General features: G+C 55.4%; 14 protein-coding genes. All 14 read right to left on the reverse strand.

The annotated features are described in order from the left end of the window. Positions 1–35: 35 nt before the first annotated feature. The 14 genes from LWH94_RS14150 to LWH94_RS14215 all read right to left on the reverse strand — a co-directional run bounded on the left by LWH94_RS14150 (position 36) and on the right by LWH94_RS14215 (position 16,691). Positions 36–1,865, reverse strand: a complete 1,830-nt coding sequence (locus tag LWH94_RS14150; RefSeq protein WP_232902620.1) for an ATP-dependent nuclease — start codon at positions 1,863–1,865, stop codon at positions 36–38. A 2-nt stretch (positions 1,866–1,867) separates the two neighbouring features. Next, a complete protein-coding gene (locus tag LWH94_RS14155; RefSeq protein ID WP_232902621.1) occupies positions 1,868–3,379 on the reverse strand; it encodes an O-antigen translocase in 1,512 nt (503 codons plus the stop codon). Beyond that, positions 3,379–4,476: a DegT/DnrJ/EryC1/StrS family aminotransferase gene (locus LWH94_RS14160; protein WP_232902622.1), complete on the reverse strand. Its 1,098-nt coding sequence runs from the start codon at positions 4,474–4,476 to the stop codon at positions 3,379–3,381. Before LWH94_RS14160 ends, LWH94_RS14155 begins: the two co-directional genes overlap by 1 nt. Beyond that, on the reverse strand, positions 4,473–4,937 hold the full coding sequence (locus LWH94_RS14165; RefSeq protein WP_232902623.1) for an acyltransferase: 465 nt from the start codon (positions 4,935–4,937) through the stop codon (positions 4,473–4,475). Before LWH94_RS14165 ends, LWH94_RS14160 begins: the two co-directional genes overlap by 4 nt. Then, positions 4,934–5,341 carry a sugar 3,4-ketoisomerase gene (locus tag LWH94_RS14170; protein WP_232902624.1) on the reverse strand — a complete coding sequence of 136 codons (408 nt, stop codon included), beginning with the start codon at positions 5,339–5,341 and terminating at the stop codon, positions 4,934–4,936. Before LWH94_RS14170 ends, LWH94_RS14165 begins: the two co-directional genes overlap by 4 nt. Further along, positions 5,338–5,904, reverse strand: coding sequence for a dTDP-4-dehydrorhamnose 3,5-epimerase (rfbC, locus tag LWH94_RS14175; RefSeq protein WP_232902625.1), 567 nt, complete (start codon positions 5,902–5,904; stop codon positions 5,338–5,340). Before rfbC ends, LWH94_RS14170 begins: the two co-directional genes overlap by 4 nt. Positions 5,905–5,936: 32 nt before the next feature. Further along, a complete protein-coding gene (locus tag LWH94_RS14180) occupies positions 5,937–7,967 on the reverse strand; it encodes an acyltransferase family protein (RefSeq protein WP_232902626.1) in 2,031 nt (676 codons plus the stop codon). Positions 7,968–8,026: 59 nt separating this feature from the next. Continuing rightward, complete coding sequence (gene rfbA / locus LWH94_RS14185) at positions 8,027–8,899, reverse strand: glucose-1-phosphate thymidylyltransferase RfbA (RefSeq protein WP_232902627.1); 873 nt, start codon at positions 8,897–8,899, stop codon at positions 8,027–8,029. A 141-nt stretch (positions 8,900–9,040) separates the two neighbouring features. After that, entirely contained in the window at positions 9,041–9,898 is an 858-nt protein-coding gene (rfbD, locus tag LWH94_RS14190; RefSeq protein WP_232902628.1) for a dTDP-4-dehydrorhamnose reductase, read from the reverse strand. A gap of 98 nt (positions 9,899–9,996) precedes the next feature. Beyond that, entirely contained in the window at positions 9,997–11,070 is a 1,074-nt protein-coding gene (gene rfbB / locus LWH94_RS14195) for a dTDP-glucose 4,6-dehydratase (RefSeq protein WP_232902629.1), read from the reverse strand. 242 nt (positions 11,071–11,312) lie between these two features. Continuing rightward, positions 11,313–13,526 (reverse strand): polysaccharide biosynthesis tyrosine autokinase, encoded by a 2,214-nt coding sequence (locus LWH94_RS14200; protein ID WP_232902630.1) that lies wholly within the window; start codon positions 13,524–13,526, stop codon positions 11,313–11,315. Between the two features lie 15 nt (positions 13,527–13,541). Continuing rightward, the gene (locus LWH94_RS14205) at positions 13,542–13,976 is read right to left on the reverse strand and encodes a low molecular weight protein-tyrosine-phosphatase (protein ID WP_232902631.1); all 435 of its coding nucleotides are present in this window, start codon (positions 13,974–13,976) and stop codon (positions 13,542–13,544) included. Between the two features lie 6 nt (positions 13,977–13,982). After that, entirely contained in the window at positions 13,983–15,173 is a 1,191-nt protein-coding gene (locus LWH94_RS14210; protein WP_232902632.1) for a polysaccharide export protein, read from the reverse strand. Between the two features lie 21 nt (positions 15,174–15,194). Then, positions 15,195–16,691, reverse strand: a complete 1,497-nt coding sequence (locus LWH94_RS14215; protein WP_232902633.1) for a capsule assembly Wzi family protein — start codon at positions 16,689–16,691, stop codon at positions 15,195–15,197. Positions 16,692–16,820 lie beyond the last annotated feature (129 nt).

The raw sequence follows: 16,820 nt of genomic DNA on the forward strand, positions 1-16,820 counted from the left end.
TGAAAAATCCTGATAAGCCAGCATCACCGGCAAAACTACGAAACTATAGTGGGGGAAGATGCGTGTAGTTGTGGAGCGTCAGAAAACCACTCCAAAAACTCACAAACAGTCGGCAAACTCTCAGCCACATCGCCCAACTCACCGTCATCCAACCTTTTACAAAACTCCGCCCACTCAGGCTCGTCCTTCGCACCCGACAAACCAAGGACAGCTTCTATATCACCCTGCGGCCAGATCCAAACATTGTGAGCTTTAAGTTTTTCATGCAGCTTCTCAGCGACAGGCTTCCCTTCGTCAGTTGCGGCCCATTCCGCATATACCTGCGCGGCCTTCTTGGTTGCATTTTTGTTCGTTGGCCTGCCATCACCGCCGATTTTGATGCCAGAATCGCTCTCTGCCATAGCAGCAATCTGGCTTAGGCATTCACGCAAGTCTTCGTCCCCTCGGGATAACAAGCCATGTTTTATCGCTTGGCTTGGGGCATAGTCAAAATCTGCGATACCGAAGGCTTCTATCCCCAATTCTTTAAACACGCCCAACATACCTTTCATACCACCAACGCCATCAAGGGTAACCGTCGCTATTCTGTCAGCAGCCAAAGTGCACCCCTTTATGGATTCGTAAAGTGCAGGCAGGATTCGCTTTTCGGTTTTCCCTTCAACAATGACCACTCTGTCGCTAAACAACCAGGCGCTGGCGTTGGCAAGATCAAATGCCGTGTGTAGCTGAGTATCATTATCGGTGATACGTTTACGCAGCGCTTCGGCCATGCTGGGCATCACTACTGTCTGGCCCGTGGAGGGGCACTTTCTAGCTATTCTCGTTTCGACAATGGATTTTCTATCAATCATCATCGGTGAATGGGTGACGAACACTACTTGATAGGCCCCCTCAGAAAGCTTGGTCAGCGCTGCTCGCAACTGCTCCACGGCCTGCGGGTGTAGAAACAGCTCAGGCTCTTCAATCAAAAGAAGGCGCCTTTGGCCCTCGTCACTTCCGTTCGACTTTATATCTGCGAGGTAGCGTATCAACGCCATCTGGATGCTTCGCTGCGCACCGTGACCGAGACTGGAAAAATCGCGGATAGTGCCGCGCCCATCTTCACTCACCCGCACCGTGCCTTGCCGAAATACCGATGCAATTTCAGGAACGGGAATGTCAAGATGTATGTTTATTCCCGGAAAAAAATCCTGGAGCACGGAGGTTGCTTGAGAGTCAAAGTCATTCAATTGCGTAATTCTGGAAGGGCTTTCTGGCGCAAGGTATTGGCGCACATCATCCAGCAATCCTTGTAACCTGACACCGTGTTCCTTTTCAAGCGAGCTAGTGAATTCAGCAAGCAGCTTGCCCAGAGTTGTACCGTTTTTCGATTTGGTTGCATCTTCTGCAGCGTCTTGCATTGCTCCAATGAATATCGGTTCAGGAAACAACACCTGTAACGCTTGAGAAATACCCGTCGGGTTTTGCTTCCAGGCAGCCGGATCGCCCTCAGCTAGCCCAGGTTCCCGGATCTCCAGTTTCACCGCTTTGCTAACACTGCCGCCGGGCTCTTTCTGCTCCCTGCGGATTCTCAAGGTGCTGTTTTCAATAAACGGTTGTAACTTGTTTCTATGCTGCGCTTCTAATTTATCCAGAAGTACATCATCAAGCCCTTCAATGGTTGCTTCTACTGAGGCCGGTTTACTGGCGTCATAGAAATCCCCAACTGCCAGAGCCGTCGGTGATATCAGCCATGCAATGGCTGACATAATGTTAGATTTACCGGCATTGTTGTAACCAACGATGGGCGTGCAATTGCCTAATGCCAGCTCGATGTCTCTACACGATCGGTAGTTCTTTATGTGGATGCGGGAGAGGTGGTGCATTATCAGCTCCTGATTGGCCAACCTAATTTGTTATACAGAGCATAACCTTTAGTGGCCAACCGCCCTTCAGGCCCAGTTTTTTGCAGCACTATACGCCCCCCCACAACCCCGGTCACAACCGCGACTAACGGTGAAATAAGAAGGCCTAAACTCGGGCTACTCATAGCAATAACGAGGATGCTTAACGACAAAACCACCTGAAACCCAAATAATTTTAGTGAAAGCGTTTGCCAGCGAAAGCCCCGGAGATGCCTTACAAGTAGATAGACGGTAGCAAAATAAGCTACGTAACCCAGTAGAAATGCAACGCCAGTAATTTCCAGCCCCACCGTCGGCAATAGCAACCAGATCAACGCCAGGAACACCGCATTGAAACTGAGTTCCATGAAAAAATAAATCCGAGCATGAGCACCCGCAACAATCGCAAAGCTCATCGCCCAACTGGCCAACTTGAATACATTACCAACTGTCTGCCACTGCAGGAGTGTTGCAGCTGGCCCAAAGTCACCAGCATATAGCAGGGTAATGAGCCAAGGAGCCCAACCAATTAGCAGCAATAGTACGGGGCCGCCAATCGCGAGCCCCAATTGTGCCTGATCATTCATCAAACGATTGGCTACATCCTGGTTGTGAATCACCTCGGTCAGTCGCGGGTAATAATCGGCTCCCATGGCACCCAGAAGGAAACCGACGTAGGTCATAGTAATGCCCCAAGCAGCGGCGAAATAGCCGGCAGCGTCCAATCCTAGCTCCCGGGTTACGAGAGCTCGCACCAGCAATAATGTCCCCGTTGTTGCAAGACCACCCGCCATGAAAGCTGCACCAAGTCGCGCCATTGGTTTCCAGGTTGCCCAGATTTCTTTCAGGCCCATCGACGAGGTCGCGGCTTCTCTTGGCAACCTTCGTATAAAAAACAAAGCCGCCAATAGGTTTGCTAACGGCTGCACAATTAAAAACCAGATCAGTCCGGCTTTACCAAACCACCAAACAGCCAATAAACCGAACACAGTGGCCACAAATGCACCGATAACGGTCACCCGGCCCAAATCTCCAATGCGTCGCAGACCCTGAAGTAGCGCCGTGTGAGCTGTTGCTAACAGCGATAACAGGATCGCGATGCCCACCAAACCAATCTCAGTGGCGAGTGTGGCATCACCAGTTAACCAAACCGCCAAGGGCCCACGAAACAGCCATACTGCGACCATGGCCAAGGTACCTTGTACCAGGTGGGCCGCCAGAAGAACGCGGCTGACCCGGTTCAGCGTCTCCGCATTGCCCTTCGCACCTGCGATTTGCCTGACTCCACTGGACCCCATACCCAGCCCGGCGGCATTACCCACCATCTGCTTGAGGTTGTTGTAAATTCCCAACAACCCGATCCCAGCCGGCCCCAATAGCACGGCGATAACTTTCATGCGGATTATGGAGAGGGCAATATTGACCACTTGGGCGGAGCCGATCACCAGCATGGACCGGATCAGCCCGCGAGAGTTAGAGGAGTTGGAGTTGGTCATTAGACGCGATTGACCGCCTCTATCACCTGGCTCACCTGCTCGGGAGTCAGGTGAGGCCCCATTGGGAGGCTTAATACCGAGCGGTGAATCTCTTCGGTCAACGGCAACGAAATTTCCGAGAATGGCTTGTATGCTTGTTGTTGGTGCGGCGGCAGCGGGTAATGAATCAATGTCTGCACGCCCTGCTCCGCTAAATACCGTTGCAACGCTCCCCGTTCGGTAGAGCGCACAACAAATAAGTGCCAAACGTGGTTTTCACGGTTTTCGAGCACGGGCAACTGAATGTGCGGATTATCAATGTGCGCGAGGTAATACTCAGCCACATTCCGCCGGCCCTGAATCTCTTCATCCAAATGACGCAGTTTGACTCTAAGCATGGCGGCCTGGATCTCATCCAACCGGCTGTTTACACCCTGATAGAGATTCTCGTATTTCTTATGGCTACCGTAGTTACCCAATGCACGGATGGTTTTGGCCAGTTCTTCGTCATCAGTGGTAACAGCACCCGCATCGCCCAGCGCGCCTAGGTTCTTGCCTGGGTAGAAGCTGAATCCGGCCGCGTGGCCCCAGCTGCCAGCTTTGCGGCCTTCTATACTGGCCCCGTGCGCCTGCGCGGCATCTTCCAGTACCAACAGGCCGTGTTTATCCGCCAATTGCATCAGCTCTGGCATTGGGGATATCTGACCGTAGAGGTGGACGGCAACGATGGCTTTGGTGTTGGGGGTAATGGCTGCGGCTGTTTTATCCGGGCACAGGTTGAAGGTGGCCTCGTCCGGCTCGACCAGTATGGGCTTTAAACGATTTTCGGTGATGGCCAGTATGCTGGCGATGTAGGTGTTGGCTGGCACGATGACTTCATCGCCCTCTTTCAGCTTGCCCATTTCTTTCCAGGCTCTGAGGGTGAGAGTGAGCGCGTCCAGGCCGTTGGCTACACCGATGCAATGCTTACTGCCGCAATAGTCCGCGAACTCTTCTTCAAAGGCTTTTACTTCGGTGCCCTGGATGTACCAGCCGGAGTCGATTACGCGGGTAGCGGCGGCTACGAGTTCGTCTCTGTATTGGGCGTTGATTGCGTTTAGGTCTAGGAAAGGAATCATTCTTCAACGTACCTGATAATGCGGGCAGGGTTACCGACAACGACTGCCTTCGAGGGAACATCCTGTGTGACGACCGCTCCGGCTCCAACCATTGCTTCTTTGCCAATGGTAATACCGGGAAGAATGGTGGCATTTGCGCCAATGCTCGCGCCTTTACAGATTCTTATGCCAGAGAACTCATCAGGGTATTGCTTTGAACGGGGATAAGGATCATTTGTGAACGTCACATTCGGGCCGATGAAGACATCATCTTCGGCACGAGTTCCGTCCCAAAGTTGGACTCCTGATTTCACGGTAACTCTATCACCAACAACCACATCGCCTTCGATCAGGGTTTGGGCGCAAATGTTACAGTCCCGACCAATTTTTGCGCCTTTGAGGATGACTACAAATTGCCACACTTTTGTGCCCTCACCTATAGAGCATTCTGCAACGTCAGCAAGTGGATGGATGAAGCTCATTGGCTCACCTGCTTCAGGAAATCGTTATAATCCCGAATATAATCGGATTCGTCGTAGTGTTCGCTGGCAAGCACCAGCAAAACACAGTCTTTACTGAAGTCATGCATTTCCCGCCAGACCAGGTCCTCAATCACAAGGCCCTTGGTTGGGCAATCCAGCCAGACTTCTTCCCGCTGTTTACCATTATCCAGCACCATGCGGCACTTACCGGCCACACAGATCGCAACCTGCTTGAGGCTTTTGTGGGCGTGGTAACCGCGGCTCACGCCTTGTTCGGTGTGGTAGATGTAGTACACACGTTTGATGTCGAACGGGACGGCTTTGTCCATGCCGATTTCGACGGCTACCAAGCTACCGCGCTCGTCTCCAAGGCTCTGGAAGTCGATCCATTTCACCAGGCTCATACGCTTTCACCTTGCTGCGGGTACTTTTCAGCCTGGGCAAAGGAAACGGCCTGTTTGTCTTTCTGGGATACAAGTGGTCCTGCGCTGTTGTCCAGAGGCCAATCAATCGCAAGCTCTTTATCTGCCCAATGGATGGAGCGTTCATGCTCCGGTGCGTATAGATCTGTGCACTTGTACTGAAAATCTGCCGTGTCACTGGTGACCAGAAAGCCGTGGGCAAACCCCGGCGGCACCCACAATATTCGGTTGTTTTCTTCCGAGAGGTATTCCCCTACCCACTGGCCGAAGGTGGGTGAATTGGTACGCAGGTCTACCGCTACATCGAACACTTCGCCACGGGTTACCCGCACCAGCTTGCCCTGGGGCTGCTTGATCTGGTAGTGCAGGCCGCGCAGGGTGTTTTTAACGGAGCGGCTGTGGTTGTCCTGCACGAAGGTGGCGTCGATGCCGGCTTCGTGGAAGGCTTTTTTGTTCCAGGTTTCCATGAAGAAGCCGCGTTCGTCGCCGAACACTTTGGGTTCGATGAGTTTTACGGCGGGAATCTTGGTTTCGGTGATTTTCATAGAATTAAATGACGCTAATTGAAAAATAGATGTTAGTTATGTGCGCTTATTGATTGGAAGTCAGGCTTCTGAACTCTGCCAGAAGCAATTCCGGAACCCACACGCTGCCCTTGTTCTTTTAGGCTGATAAGGGGAGCAACCACGGAAACCGCAGCGGAGTGCGACAAGTGATCGTCGTCATAGTAGAGGGGAACTCCATTGCGCTCTATGTCACACCAATCTTCATCACAAAAGGCTTCCCACACAGATATAAACTGAACATGGCTTGGAACTCGTTCTGAAATAAACTGATCAGAAACTCCGGCGCGCTCTTCAACCCTGCCTCTGGGAATTCCACGAGGTACCTCGATGCCACCATGGCGTGCCAAAGCAATGGTATGGGGAACGCTAAAACCAGGCTCTGGAACCGCCCCAATAACAATCACCTTAATATCGCGTGCAGCCAATCGATCAAGGGTTTTCTTCAAAGACCGCTCTACAACTCGCGCATTTTCTTCAACGGAATGATTAAGAGTGTGCTCGTCTTCAAGGAAAGTGCGATTTGAACCACCGCTTTCTGGAAGCCACCCAGTCAGCTGAAAAGACCATCGACCGCCCAATATCACCGTATCGATTTCAGGATTGCTTTCAATCTCACCCCACACCTTAGTTCGGAACGCTGTGCACTCGTTATTTCTTGGATGATCGGATCGTTTAGCACCATCCAGAAGCGGGCACCCACCCTTCCAATAGAGCGTGCCCGCGCGCGCTCCCATCAGTCCAGAGGCCTCCACTGCCGGCCTGATTGCTGCGGCATGGCTATCCCCAATTATTGCGTAGCTAACAGCCAAGTCCGTATCACCAAAGCGACATTCATCTCGGTTATCAAAACCACCACATGGGGCGCGGAACGGGTCAACATCCTGCGCTGCCGCTAACGCAACGCGGGCCGGTTCGTCCAATCTGGCAGGGAATCCTGCATAGACAATCGAGATCAGCGCCAGAGCCGCCAATGCAATACCCCCCCCCCCAAGAGCTCCAAAACTGACCTTTGCGGGCATCAAATCTCTTTTTCGGAAGGGCTGCTCTACAAAACGCCATGAAAACCAGGCAAGAACAAATGTTGCCAGAATGGCTGCAACAGCTAATTCAAATTGAAGATGGATATTTGCAGTGCTAACGCGGAGTGCAGCGAGTACGGGCCAATGCCAAAGGTAGAGCGAATAGGATAACAACCCGATGAAGACTACAGGCCGATACATCAACACCTTGCGCACGATCCATGAGTTTCCGTCACTGTGTACAACCAGCGCAGCGCCCAGGCAAGGAAAAAGGGCCACCCAGCCAGGGAATGCCATGTCACTGCGAATATAGAAAACCGAGAATAGAATCAGCCCAATACCCAGCATTGGGAGTGATTCTTTCAAAAATTCCGATTTGACACGTGGAATTGCACCTGTCGCCAGAACAGCACCAATCGCGAGTTCCCAAGCCCGTGCGGGAAGGAGGTAATAAGCAACTGAAGGCTTATTCACGGAGAGCCATAGACTTGCCGCAAAGGCCGCGATCGTGCCGACAACCAGAAAGCCCTTTATCGATACCCGAAGCTTACAAAGGGCGATCAGAATTATTGGAAATACAACGTAAAACTGCTCCTCAACGGCCAAGGACCAGGTATGCAGCAATGGCATGAATTCCGCTGTTGGTGAAAAATACCCTGACTCACCCCAAAAGTAGAAGTTCGATATCGACAATAACGCGGCAATGCCGGATTCCGAAACACTAACTGCTTGGTCAGGCAGGCTGATCACCTGAAAAACCGACACTGTAACCAGAAGCATTACAAGCAATGCAGGAATAATTCGGCGTATGCGTCTTTCGTAGAACCGTTTGAATGAGAAGTGGCCTGCTTGCACCTCACGAAGAATGATTGAGGATATGAGGTAGCCACTAATTACAAAGAAAATATCGACCCCGACAAAGCCGCCTGGCAACCAGCTAGCACCGGCGTGAAACAAGATGACCGGCAATACTGCAAAAGCGCGAAGACCATCAATATCTGCGCGGTATTTTAAATCACTCATCACTTATCTCGTGTATGACTAATACTGGTATCTACCGAATGTAGATCCGAGCTGGCTTATTACCTGGCTGTTTTGACCAGTTTTTTCAGGTAGGCGCCGTAGCTGTTCTTTTTGAGGTTTTCGGCCTCGGCCAGCAGTTGTTCTTCGCCGATGAATCCCATGCGGAAGGCGACTTCTTCCAGGCAGGCGATTTTCAGGCCCTGGCGCTTTTCCAGGGTTTCGATAAAGCCGCTGGCTTCGTGCAGGGAGTCGAAGGTGCCGGTGTCCAGCCAGGCGAAGCCGCGGCCCAGCAGTTCCACGTTCAGATCGCCCCGTTCCAGGTAGGCCTGGTTGACGCTGGTGATTTCCAGCTCTCCCCGGTGGCTGGGTTCTACCTGTTTGGCGATGTTGACTACGTCGTTGTCGTAGAAGTAGAGGCCGGTTACGGCGTAATCGGATTTCGGGTTGGCCGGCTTTTCTTCTATGGAGATGGCTCGGTGGTTGTCGTCAAACTCCACTACACCGAAGCGTTCCGGGTCGGTGACCTGGTAGCCGAATACGGTGGCGCCCTTTTCCCGCTTGGCGGCGGCTTGCAGCATGTTGCTGAGGCCCTGGCCGTAGTAGATGTTGTCGCCCAGCACCAGGCATATGTTGTCCTGGCCGATAAAATTTTCACCGATAATGAAGGCTTGGGCTAGGCCGTCCGGGCTGGGTTGTTCCGCGTAACTGAGGTTAATGCCCCATTGGTTACCGTCACCCAGGAGGCGCTGGAAGCCTTGTTGGTCTTCGGGGGTGGTGATAACTAGGATGTCCCGGATGCCCGCCAGCATGAGTACAGAGAGCGGGTAGTAGATCATGGGTTTGTCGTACACCGGTAGGAGCTGTTTGGAGATGCCTCGGGTGATTGGGTAGAGGCGGGTGCCGGAGCCGCCGGCCAGGATTATTCCTTTCACTTTTGCTTCCTTTGATTTTGGTGCAGAGGGGTCTGTCCTCGTAGGGACAGACCCCGTCGTAACATTTTTGCCACGAAATCCACTAAAGAACACGAAATAAAAAACAAAGATTTAAAGATTTTTTAGTGTTCTTTCGTGGGTTTAGTGGCAAATTTCTTCGAGATATTCATTGAGCGTCAGCGCCAGTTGGCTTTGCCAGTCTGGGAGCTGGATGTTTAGGGCTTGTTGCAGTTTGGTTACGTCCATCCGTGAGTTCAGCGGGCGTTTTGCCGGTGTTGGGTAGTCGCTGGTTGGGATGGGGTTGGCTTTTGTGTTTTTGCCGGCCAGGCGGAAGATTTCTTGGGCGAAGCCGTGCCAGCTGGTTTCGCCGGTTGGGGCCAGGTGGTAAAGGCCTGCTTCCAGTTGGATGTGCACGGCCAGTGCGGTTACCTGGGCGATGAGCCTTGCCGGTGTGGGTGCGCCGATCTGGTCTGCCACTATGTTGAGTTCGGGTTTGGTTTCGGCCAGGCGCAGCATGGTTTTCATGAAGTTGTTGCCGCGGGCGCTGTAAACCCAGCTGGTGCGGAAGATTAGGTGGTCTGCTCCGCTTTGCTGGATGGCTTCATCGCCCTGCAGTTTGGTTTGGCCGTATACGCTCAGTGGGCCTGTGGCGCTGGTTTCCTGCCATGGGGTTGTGCCGGTGCCGGGGTAGACGTAATCACTACCGTAGTGAACCAGGCGTGCTTTGTTGGCCTTTGCGTATTCTGCAAGCTGTTTGGGTAAGCCGGCGTTGAGGCGTTGGGCTTCGGCTTGCTGAGTTTCGGCGGCGTCTACGGCTGTCCAGGCGGCGGCGTTTATGATCAGGTTTGGCTGAGTTTGGGCCAGGTAGTTATTGACGGCTTGTTCGTTGGTTAGGTCGAGTTCTTCTCTGCCCGGGGCGGTTATGGTGCCCAGGGGGGAGAGGGTGCGGTGGAGTTCGAAGCCTGCTTGGCCGGTTTTGCCTAGGAGTAAGATATTCATTTAAAGACCTTTTTTGCCACGAAATCCACTAAAGGACGCGAAATAAAAAACAAAGAATAAAAGATTTTTTAGTGTTCTTTCGTGGGTTTCGTGGCAAATCAATTGGTTGTTCCCAGGCGTTCGCGCTGGTAGCTGCCGTCTTGCACTCGTTGGCACCAGTCCAGGTTGTCCAGGTACCACTGGACGGTTTTGCGGATGCCGGTTTCGAAGGTTTCCTCCGGCGCCCAGCCGAGTTCTTTCTGGATTTTACTGGCGTCTATGGCGTAGCGCATGTCGTGGCCGGGACGGTCCTTTACGTTGGTGATCAGGTCCCGGTAGCTGCGTTCCTGCGGGCGGAGTTCCTGGAGGATGTCGCAGAGGGTGTGCACGACTTCGATGTTCTGTTTTTCGTTGTGGCCGCCGATGTTGTAGGTTTCGCCGGGTTGGCCTTCGGTGACGACTTTGTAGAGGGCTCTTGCGTGGTCTTCAACGTATAGCCAGTCGCGGATCTGGTCGCCTTTGCCGTACACCGGGAGCGGCTTGCCTTCCAGGGCGTTCAGGATCATCAACGGGATGAGCTTTTCCGGGAAGTGGTAGGGGCCGTAGTTGTTACTGCAATTTGTGACCAGTACCGGCAGGCCGTAGGTGCGTTGCCAGGCGCGTACCAGGTGGTCTGAGCTGGCTTTGCTGGCGCTGTAAGGGCTGCTGGGGGCGTAAGCCGTTTGTTCGGTGAACAGGTGCTCTTCCGCGTTGGGTATTTCACTTGGGTGCGGGAGGTCGCCGTAGACTTCGTCTGTGCTGATGTGGTGAAAGCGGAAATTGACTTTCTTTTCGGCCTCCAGCGCCTGCCAGTATTGGCGGGTGGCTTCCAGCAGGGTGTAGGTGCCTACGATGTTGGTTTCGATAAAGTCTGCCGGGCCGTCTATGGAGCGGTCTACGTGGCTTTCGGCGGCCAGGTGCATGATGGCGTCTGGTTTGTGTTGGGCCAGTACGCGGTCGACTTCGGCGCGGTTGCAGATGTCGACTTGTTCGAAGGCGTAGCGCTGGTTGTCGCTAACCGCCGCCAGGCTTTCGAGGTTGCCGGCGTAGGTGAGTTTGTCGAGGTTGACCACTTCATCGTTGGTGTGGGTGATGATGTGGCGGATGACGGCGGAGCCTATGAAGCCGGCGCCGCCGGTGACTAGGAGTTTCATTTTGGTGCTGTACTCGGGTGTTGAGTTTGTCGCTGGCTTTGGTGGGGGTCTGACCCCGTAGGGTCAGACCCCTTTGTAGCCTTCAGCTTTTGTCCGTGAGCGTCAGTGAGTGTCCGTGGCCAAAAGCCTTTTTTGGTTTTCGTGTTCTTTCGTGGGTTTCGTGGCAAAAATCCTGCCTTTGAGTTCGTCGCTGGCTTTGGTGGGGGTCTGACCTCGTAGGGTCAGCCCCCTTTGTAGCCTGCTTACTCGGATTTGTAGGAGTAGTTGTAGTAGCCGTAATAGCCGTAACTGGTCGCCGCTTTCTTTTCCATGGCGTTCAGGATGGTGCCTTTGAGGGTAACACCACCGGTAGCCAGGCGGTTTTCGGCTATCTGGATTTCTTTCGGGGTGTTTTGCCCGAAGCGCACGACCATCAGCGTGGTGCCGCATTGTTTGCCGATGATGGCGGCGTCTGTTACCGCGAGGATCGGCGGGGTGTCTATGATTACCAGGTCGAAGTGTTCACTCAGGTAATCCAGGAATTCGGTGAATCTGGCCTGCATCAGCAGCTCTGAAGGGTTGGGCGGGGCGCTGCCTCGGCTTACCCAGCTCAGGCCTTCTACTTCGGAGGTTTTCACGGCTTGCGCGAATTCCAGTTTGCCGGAGAGCACTTCTGAAAGGCCGTTGTGGGAATCCTGTTTGAAGGCTTCGTGTACGTGGCCTTTGCGCATGTCGCCGTCTACCACGACCACCTTCTGGCCGGCTTGTGCGCAGATGGCGGCCAGGTTGGCAGATATAAAGCTTTTACCAATACCCGGGCTTGGGCCGGCAATCACCAGGCGGTTGTTGCTGCCTTCCATCATGGCGAAGTGTAAGGAGGTGCGCAGGCCGCGGATGGCTTCTATGGACAGGTCTGCCGGGTTGCGTACGGCCAGCAGGCCACCTTTGGATTTACCTTTGCGCTTGCCGGCTTTCTTGCCTTTGGCGCTGCGGCGGTTTTCTTCTTCAGACAGCGGAACCGTGGCATAAACTGGCAGGTCCAGGTCTTCCAGCTGTTCCGGCGATACGATGCCCCGGTTAAAGGCGGCGCGCAGCAGTACGATGATCATGGCCAGCAGCAGGCCGCTCATGCCGGCTACGGCGACGATCAGGTTGCGCTTGGGGGCGACCTGGCCCTGCACTACGGCGTCGTCCAGGATGCGTACGTTACCCACGGTACCGGCCCGGGCCAGGCGCAATTCCTGCATGCGGTTGAGCAGCTGCACGTAGATTTCCTGGGTCACTTTTACATCGCGGCTCAGGCGCAAGATTTGCTGCTGGGTTTCCGGCAGGTTGCCGGTGCGTTCTTCCAGGCGGGCTTTTTCGCGCAGCAGCTGTTCTTTCTTTTCCAGCAGGGAGCGGTATACCGGGTGGTTGGGGGTAAAGCGCCGGGCCAGTTCGGTTTCCTGCAGCTGGAGTTCGTTCAGGCTGGCTTCAATGCTCACCAGGCTGTTGAGGGCGTTCTGGGTTTCAAAGCTGAGGTCTATGCTGTCGCTTTGCAGGCGGTATTCGTTCAGGCGGTTTTCGGCTTCGTTGAGCTGGTCGCGCACTTTGGGCGCCTGCTCTTCCAGGAATTCCAGGCTTTTGTCAGCTTCGGCGGCCTGGCGGGCGATGTTTTGGGTTAGGAACACGTTGGTGGTGGCGTTCAGGCTTTGCACCAGTTCATTTCCGTCTGGCCCGCTGATGTTGAGCTGCAGAATGCCGGTGTCTTTACCCCGGGGCTGGATTTCCAGGCGGCCTTGCAGGCCACGGATAGCGGCCAGGTGGCTTCGCTTGATCACGGTGTAGGTGGCGCCGGCCGGGGCGGTGAGTTCGTTTACGGTGAGCTCAAGCCAGGGGTTTTCAATGGTGAGCTTCTGGTTAACACGGCCTTTGCCCAGTTCGTTGCCTTGGGCATCCAGCATTGTGTAATTGCCCTGCCCTTCGGAGCGCAGAGTGAGTTGAAGGGTTTTGCTGTCGTGGCTGGCAACCAATTCGCGAATGTTGAGGGTTTCACCGGCCCATACGGTGGCGCTGCCTTCCGCAAAGCCCGGGCGCCGGGTGCCACGGCGCAAGAGCCATTCACCAATCACTGGCCAGGTGTTGGGGATAACCTTTACATCCAGGTCGGTCTGGTTAACCACCTGCCCCAGAATCATGCGGGAGCGCAGGATTTCCACTTCAGTGCTGGTGCTGGGTTCCTGGTTGCCCAACACTTGCGCCATGTCGGCCCCCGGAATGGTGCCGGACTTCTGCTCCACCTGCACCAGGGCATCCGCTTTATAGATGGGTGTGGAGAGCGTGGCGTAGATCAGGCCGATGACAGCAAAGATAACGGCCAGTACCAGAATGAAGATTTTGTGGTCCCACAGGCTGCCGAGCAGAAAGCCGATGTCGATTTCGTCGTTATCCTGGGCGGGCTGACGGCTGCGCACTGAGGTGTTGGTTGCTTGGGTCATTCGTGGCTCTTGGTGTTATTTCAATCGGGGAAGCCAGGCGGTTACGGCTTCTTCGAGTAGTTGGTGTACGTGGGCGAAGGCTTCGCGGCTTTTTTTGTAGGGGTCCGGGATGTCTGGCCGGCCCGGCAGCCAGTGGCCGATGAGCATAGTTTTGCCGGAGGCGGTTGGGTCCAGCTCTGCTACCCGGGCTTTCTGGCCTTCGCTCATTACCAGTATGAGGTCTGCATTCCTGAACATGGCGGTGGTGGCCTGGCGAGCTTTGTGCTCGCTTACATCCAGTCCAGCTTGCTGGGCCAGTTCCGCTGCGTTGGGCTCTGATGGGTGGTCTACCAGTGCGCCAAGGCCCGCGGATTCTACCGCTTTACTCGGCAGGCCGGCCTTGAGCATGGCTTCGGCCACCGGGCTGCGGCAGATGTTGCCGGTGCAGAGTACGAGTATGCGGTTAAACATACCGGGTTAGTCGCCCAGGTTTACAGCACGGTCACCCAGGAACAGGGCGGTGAACGACGGCACCAGCAGCGACACTACGCGGTTCCAGCGCGCCAGCGGGGCGGCGGTTACGTACACCATGTCGCGGTTGTTCAGGGTGAAGCCGTCTGCCAGTACCAGGGCGGTGGCGTCTTTGAGGTTGAGCTGGTACATGTCGATGAGGTGGTCGCTGTCTGGATCGGCATTTTCGGTACGGCGCACCACGAATACGCCGGTGGCATCAGACTGGCGCTCATTCAGCCCTCCGGCATTGGAAATGGCTTCGGCCAGGGTGAGGCCGTTGCGGCCCATGGGCAGGGTTTTGGTGCTGCCCACTTCGCCCAGCATGAAGACTTTCTGATCGTCGCCCAGAGGTACGTTGATGACGTCGCCCTGCTGCAGCAGTACGTTGTGGAGTTTGTTGCCGGTTTCGTAGATGGCCTTCAGCGACAGGCGGTAGTCTTTACCGTCCCGGGTAAGGGTTACGTTGCGCCAGTCTGCGCCTTCTTCCAGCCCGCCAGCCAGGCTGACCACATCCACCAGGCGGGTGGGTACGTTAGTGAGCGGGTACACACCCGGGCGTTCGACCGCGCCGCTTACATAGACACGCTGGCTGCGAAAATCCGCTACGGAGACATCCACCTGCGGGGTTTCAATAAAGCGCGCCAAGCGGCTGGCAACTTCTTCCCGCACTTCCTGGGTGGTCAGGCCTGCCACTTGCACGTAGCCGATGTAGGGGTAATAGATGGTGCCGTTTTCGTTAACCACGTTTCCGGATTCCTGCGAGCTGCGGTTGGAGCCGGCAGGTATGGTGAGTTCCGGGTGGTCCCATACGGTGATTTGCAGTACGTCGCCAATGCCGATTTTGTATTGGTAGTCGCTGTCTTCGCGGATGAGTTCCGCGGCGGGTGGTGGCACCTGGGTAACAATGGCCTGGCGCAGGGTGTCTGGCCCTATGCGGCTGATGTTTACCAGATGGCTGATGTCTTCTTCGGGTGGGCTTTTGTAATCCGGGTTCCAGCCGCTGGTGTTGATATGCGAGCCGGGGGTAAAGGCGCAGCCGGAGAGGGCCAGCAAGGCGGCCAGGGTGATGAGTGTACGCAATACCATAGTTGAAATGCCGGGATGTTTTTTGGTTTTCAGGCCGGTGATGATAGCCGGATTAAGGGGTTGTTGCATTAATCAGGTTTCAGACGTTGGTCAGAAACGGTTGCGCCAGCTGGCACTGGCAGACCAATGGTCCAGCTCTGTGTCTGCCAGCTGGATTTTCTTTTCGGTGCCACGCAGGTTGAGCTCCAGCCGGCCGTTGAACAAGGCGGCGCCGTAGCCCAGGTTGACGATGCCGGTTTTCTGGTTGGTGGCGGGGATGAAATAGCGCACGTCCGGGTCTGGCATTTGCGCGCGTAGCTGGCCGTCGCTGTTGAACTCGGCGTAGCTGAGGGCTAGCGAGAGGTTGTTGCCGTTGTCGAAGAACTGGTGCGCGCCCAGGGTGAGGGTTTCGGCATCGCCTTCGAAGCTGCTGGCCATGTTGCGGCCGTGGTGGCGGTAGCCGGTGCGGTACTGGAAGTGTTCGTAGGTGACGTTGGGCATGGCATCGCCCAGGAAGTCATCGGCGGTGGTGTTGCTGTATTCCAGGAACCATTGCTGGTCTGTGTTGAACAGGCCGGTAGTCCAGTCTGTGCCCAGCAGCCAGGATTTGCGGGCCGGGAAGGCGCCGGCTTCGTCTTCGCCCATCATTTGGGTGTACAGGCCCATGGATTGGTGGCCCAGGGCGAAACCGTAGCGGATGTCTATGCTGCCGAGCTGGTTGCCAGGGTCGTTCTGCGCGCCATCCTGGCTGTTGTCGCGGCCGATGAGGGCGTCCCACAGGGCGGAGCTGTTTTCTGGCCGCCCTTCCCCGCCATACATGATGGCGCGTGACAGGCCGATATCCAGGCCTTGTACCGGGCGGAAGGTGAAGCGCATGCCGATGAGTTTGGCGTTGTCTATGGTGCGCTTGTCCTGATACTGGCCGGCGAACACGGTGAGGTTCCAGGGGCCGATCCAGCTGAGCCATTTGGAGCCTGGTGATAGATCCCGCTTGCGGTTGAGCCATACGGCGGGCATGGGCCGGGCGTTGTTGGACAGAATCAGGCTGGACTGCCACCCCGGGCCCCACCAGCGGTCGATGGCGCCGGCGCCCAATACCCAGTTACCGAGAGTGCCGGCCAGGTAGCTGCCGTCGTAGCGGTATTGTTCGTCGTCTGTGGGGTTGGCCACCACGGTGGGTGACAGGCCGATGGCAAAGTGTTCGCCCTGCCATTGCCAGTCCAGCGTGGCCTGGCCTTCTTCCTGCCGCGCATTGCCGAAGCCTTGTACCAGGGGCTGCTCGGTACTGCCCGCCAGGGTGAGTTCGGTTTTGGTGCCGGTGCGGAACTGCGCCTGTTCTTCGGCATTGAGGTAGGCCATGGCGCCTGCGGTCGCGGTTGGGTCTGAGGTAACGCTTGGGTTGATGTCTTGCGCCACCGTGCTCCACATCACCGGCCAGGTGGATACCGTACGGTCGAAATGGCCACGGTCCGCCAGCTTTTGCAGGGCAAAACGCGCGCGGCTGTCGCCAGGTTCTATCCAGGGCGCAGCGTGGGTGGTTGCGGTGTAAGAAAGCGCCGTCAGGCACGCTACCGCCCCACCGACCAGGGTCCAGTGTTTTGAGGGCATACGAAGACTTGTTCAACGTTTGGACAAAGAGGCAGCGGCTGCGCCGAAGGGAAGATTTCCCAACTGACTCCTTGTCAGGGTTATGAGGATTTGCTCGAAAACCAGCGCGATTCTACGGGTTCCGGTGTT

The organism is Marinobacter sp. G11 (assembly GCF_021282325.1).
GTDB classification, from domain to species: Bacteria; Pseudomonadota; Gammaproteobacteria; order Pseudomonadales; family Oleiphilaceae; genus Marinobacter; species Marinobacter vinifirmus.

Coding starts and splice junctions, on each gene's coding strand:
- LWH94_RS14200 (WP_232902630.1), bottom strand. CDS start 13,526: ATGACCCAAGCAACCAACACCTCAGTGCGCAGCCGTCAGCCCGCCCAG.
- rfbC (WP_232902625.1), bottom strand. CDS start 5,904: ATGAAAATCACCGAAACCAAGATTCCCGCCGTAAAACTCATCGAACCC.
- LWH94_RS14215 (WP_232902633.1), bottom strand. CDS start 16,691: ATGCCCTCAAAACACTGGACCCTGGTCGGTGGGGCGGTAGCGTGCCTG.
- LWH94_RS14210 (WP_232902632.1), bottom strand. CDS start 15,173: ATGCAACAACCCCTTAATCCGGCTATCATCACCGGCCTGAAAACCAAA.
- rfbB (WP_232902629.1), bottom strand. CDS start 11,070: ATGAAACTCCTAGTCACCGGCGGCGCCGGCTTCATAGGCTCCGCCGTC.
- LWH94_RS14160 (WP_232902622.1), bottom strand. CDS start 4,476: ATGATTCCTTTCCTAGACCTAAACGCAATCAACGCCCAATACAGAGAC.
- LWH94_RS14165 (WP_232902623.1), bottom strand. CDS start 4,937: ATGAGCTTCATCCATCCACTTGCTGACGTTGCAGAATGCTCTATAGGT.
- LWH94_RS14180 (WP_232902626.1), bottom strand. CDS start 7,967: ATGAGTGATTTAAAATACCGCGCAGATATTGATGGTCTTCGCGCTTTT.
- LWH94_RS14170 (WP_232902624.1), bottom strand. CDS start 5,341: ATGAGCCTGGTGAAATGGATCGACTTCCAGAGCCTTGGAGACGAGCGC.
- rfbD (WP_232902628.1), bottom strand. CDS start 9,898: ATGAATATCTTACTCCTAGGCAAAACCGGCCAAGCAGGCTTCGAACTC.
- LWH94_RS14155 (WP_232902621.1), bottom strand. CDS start 3,379: ATGACCAACTCCAACTCCTCTAACTCTCGCGGGCTGATCCGGTCCATG.
- LWH94_RS14205 (WP_232902631.1), bottom strand. CDS start 13,976: ATGTTTAACCGCATACTCGTACTCTGCACCGGCAACATCTGCCGCAGC.
- LWH94_RS14150 (WP_232902620.1), bottom strand. CDS start 1,865: ATGCACCACCTCTCCCGCATCCACATAAAGAACTACCGATCGTGTAGA.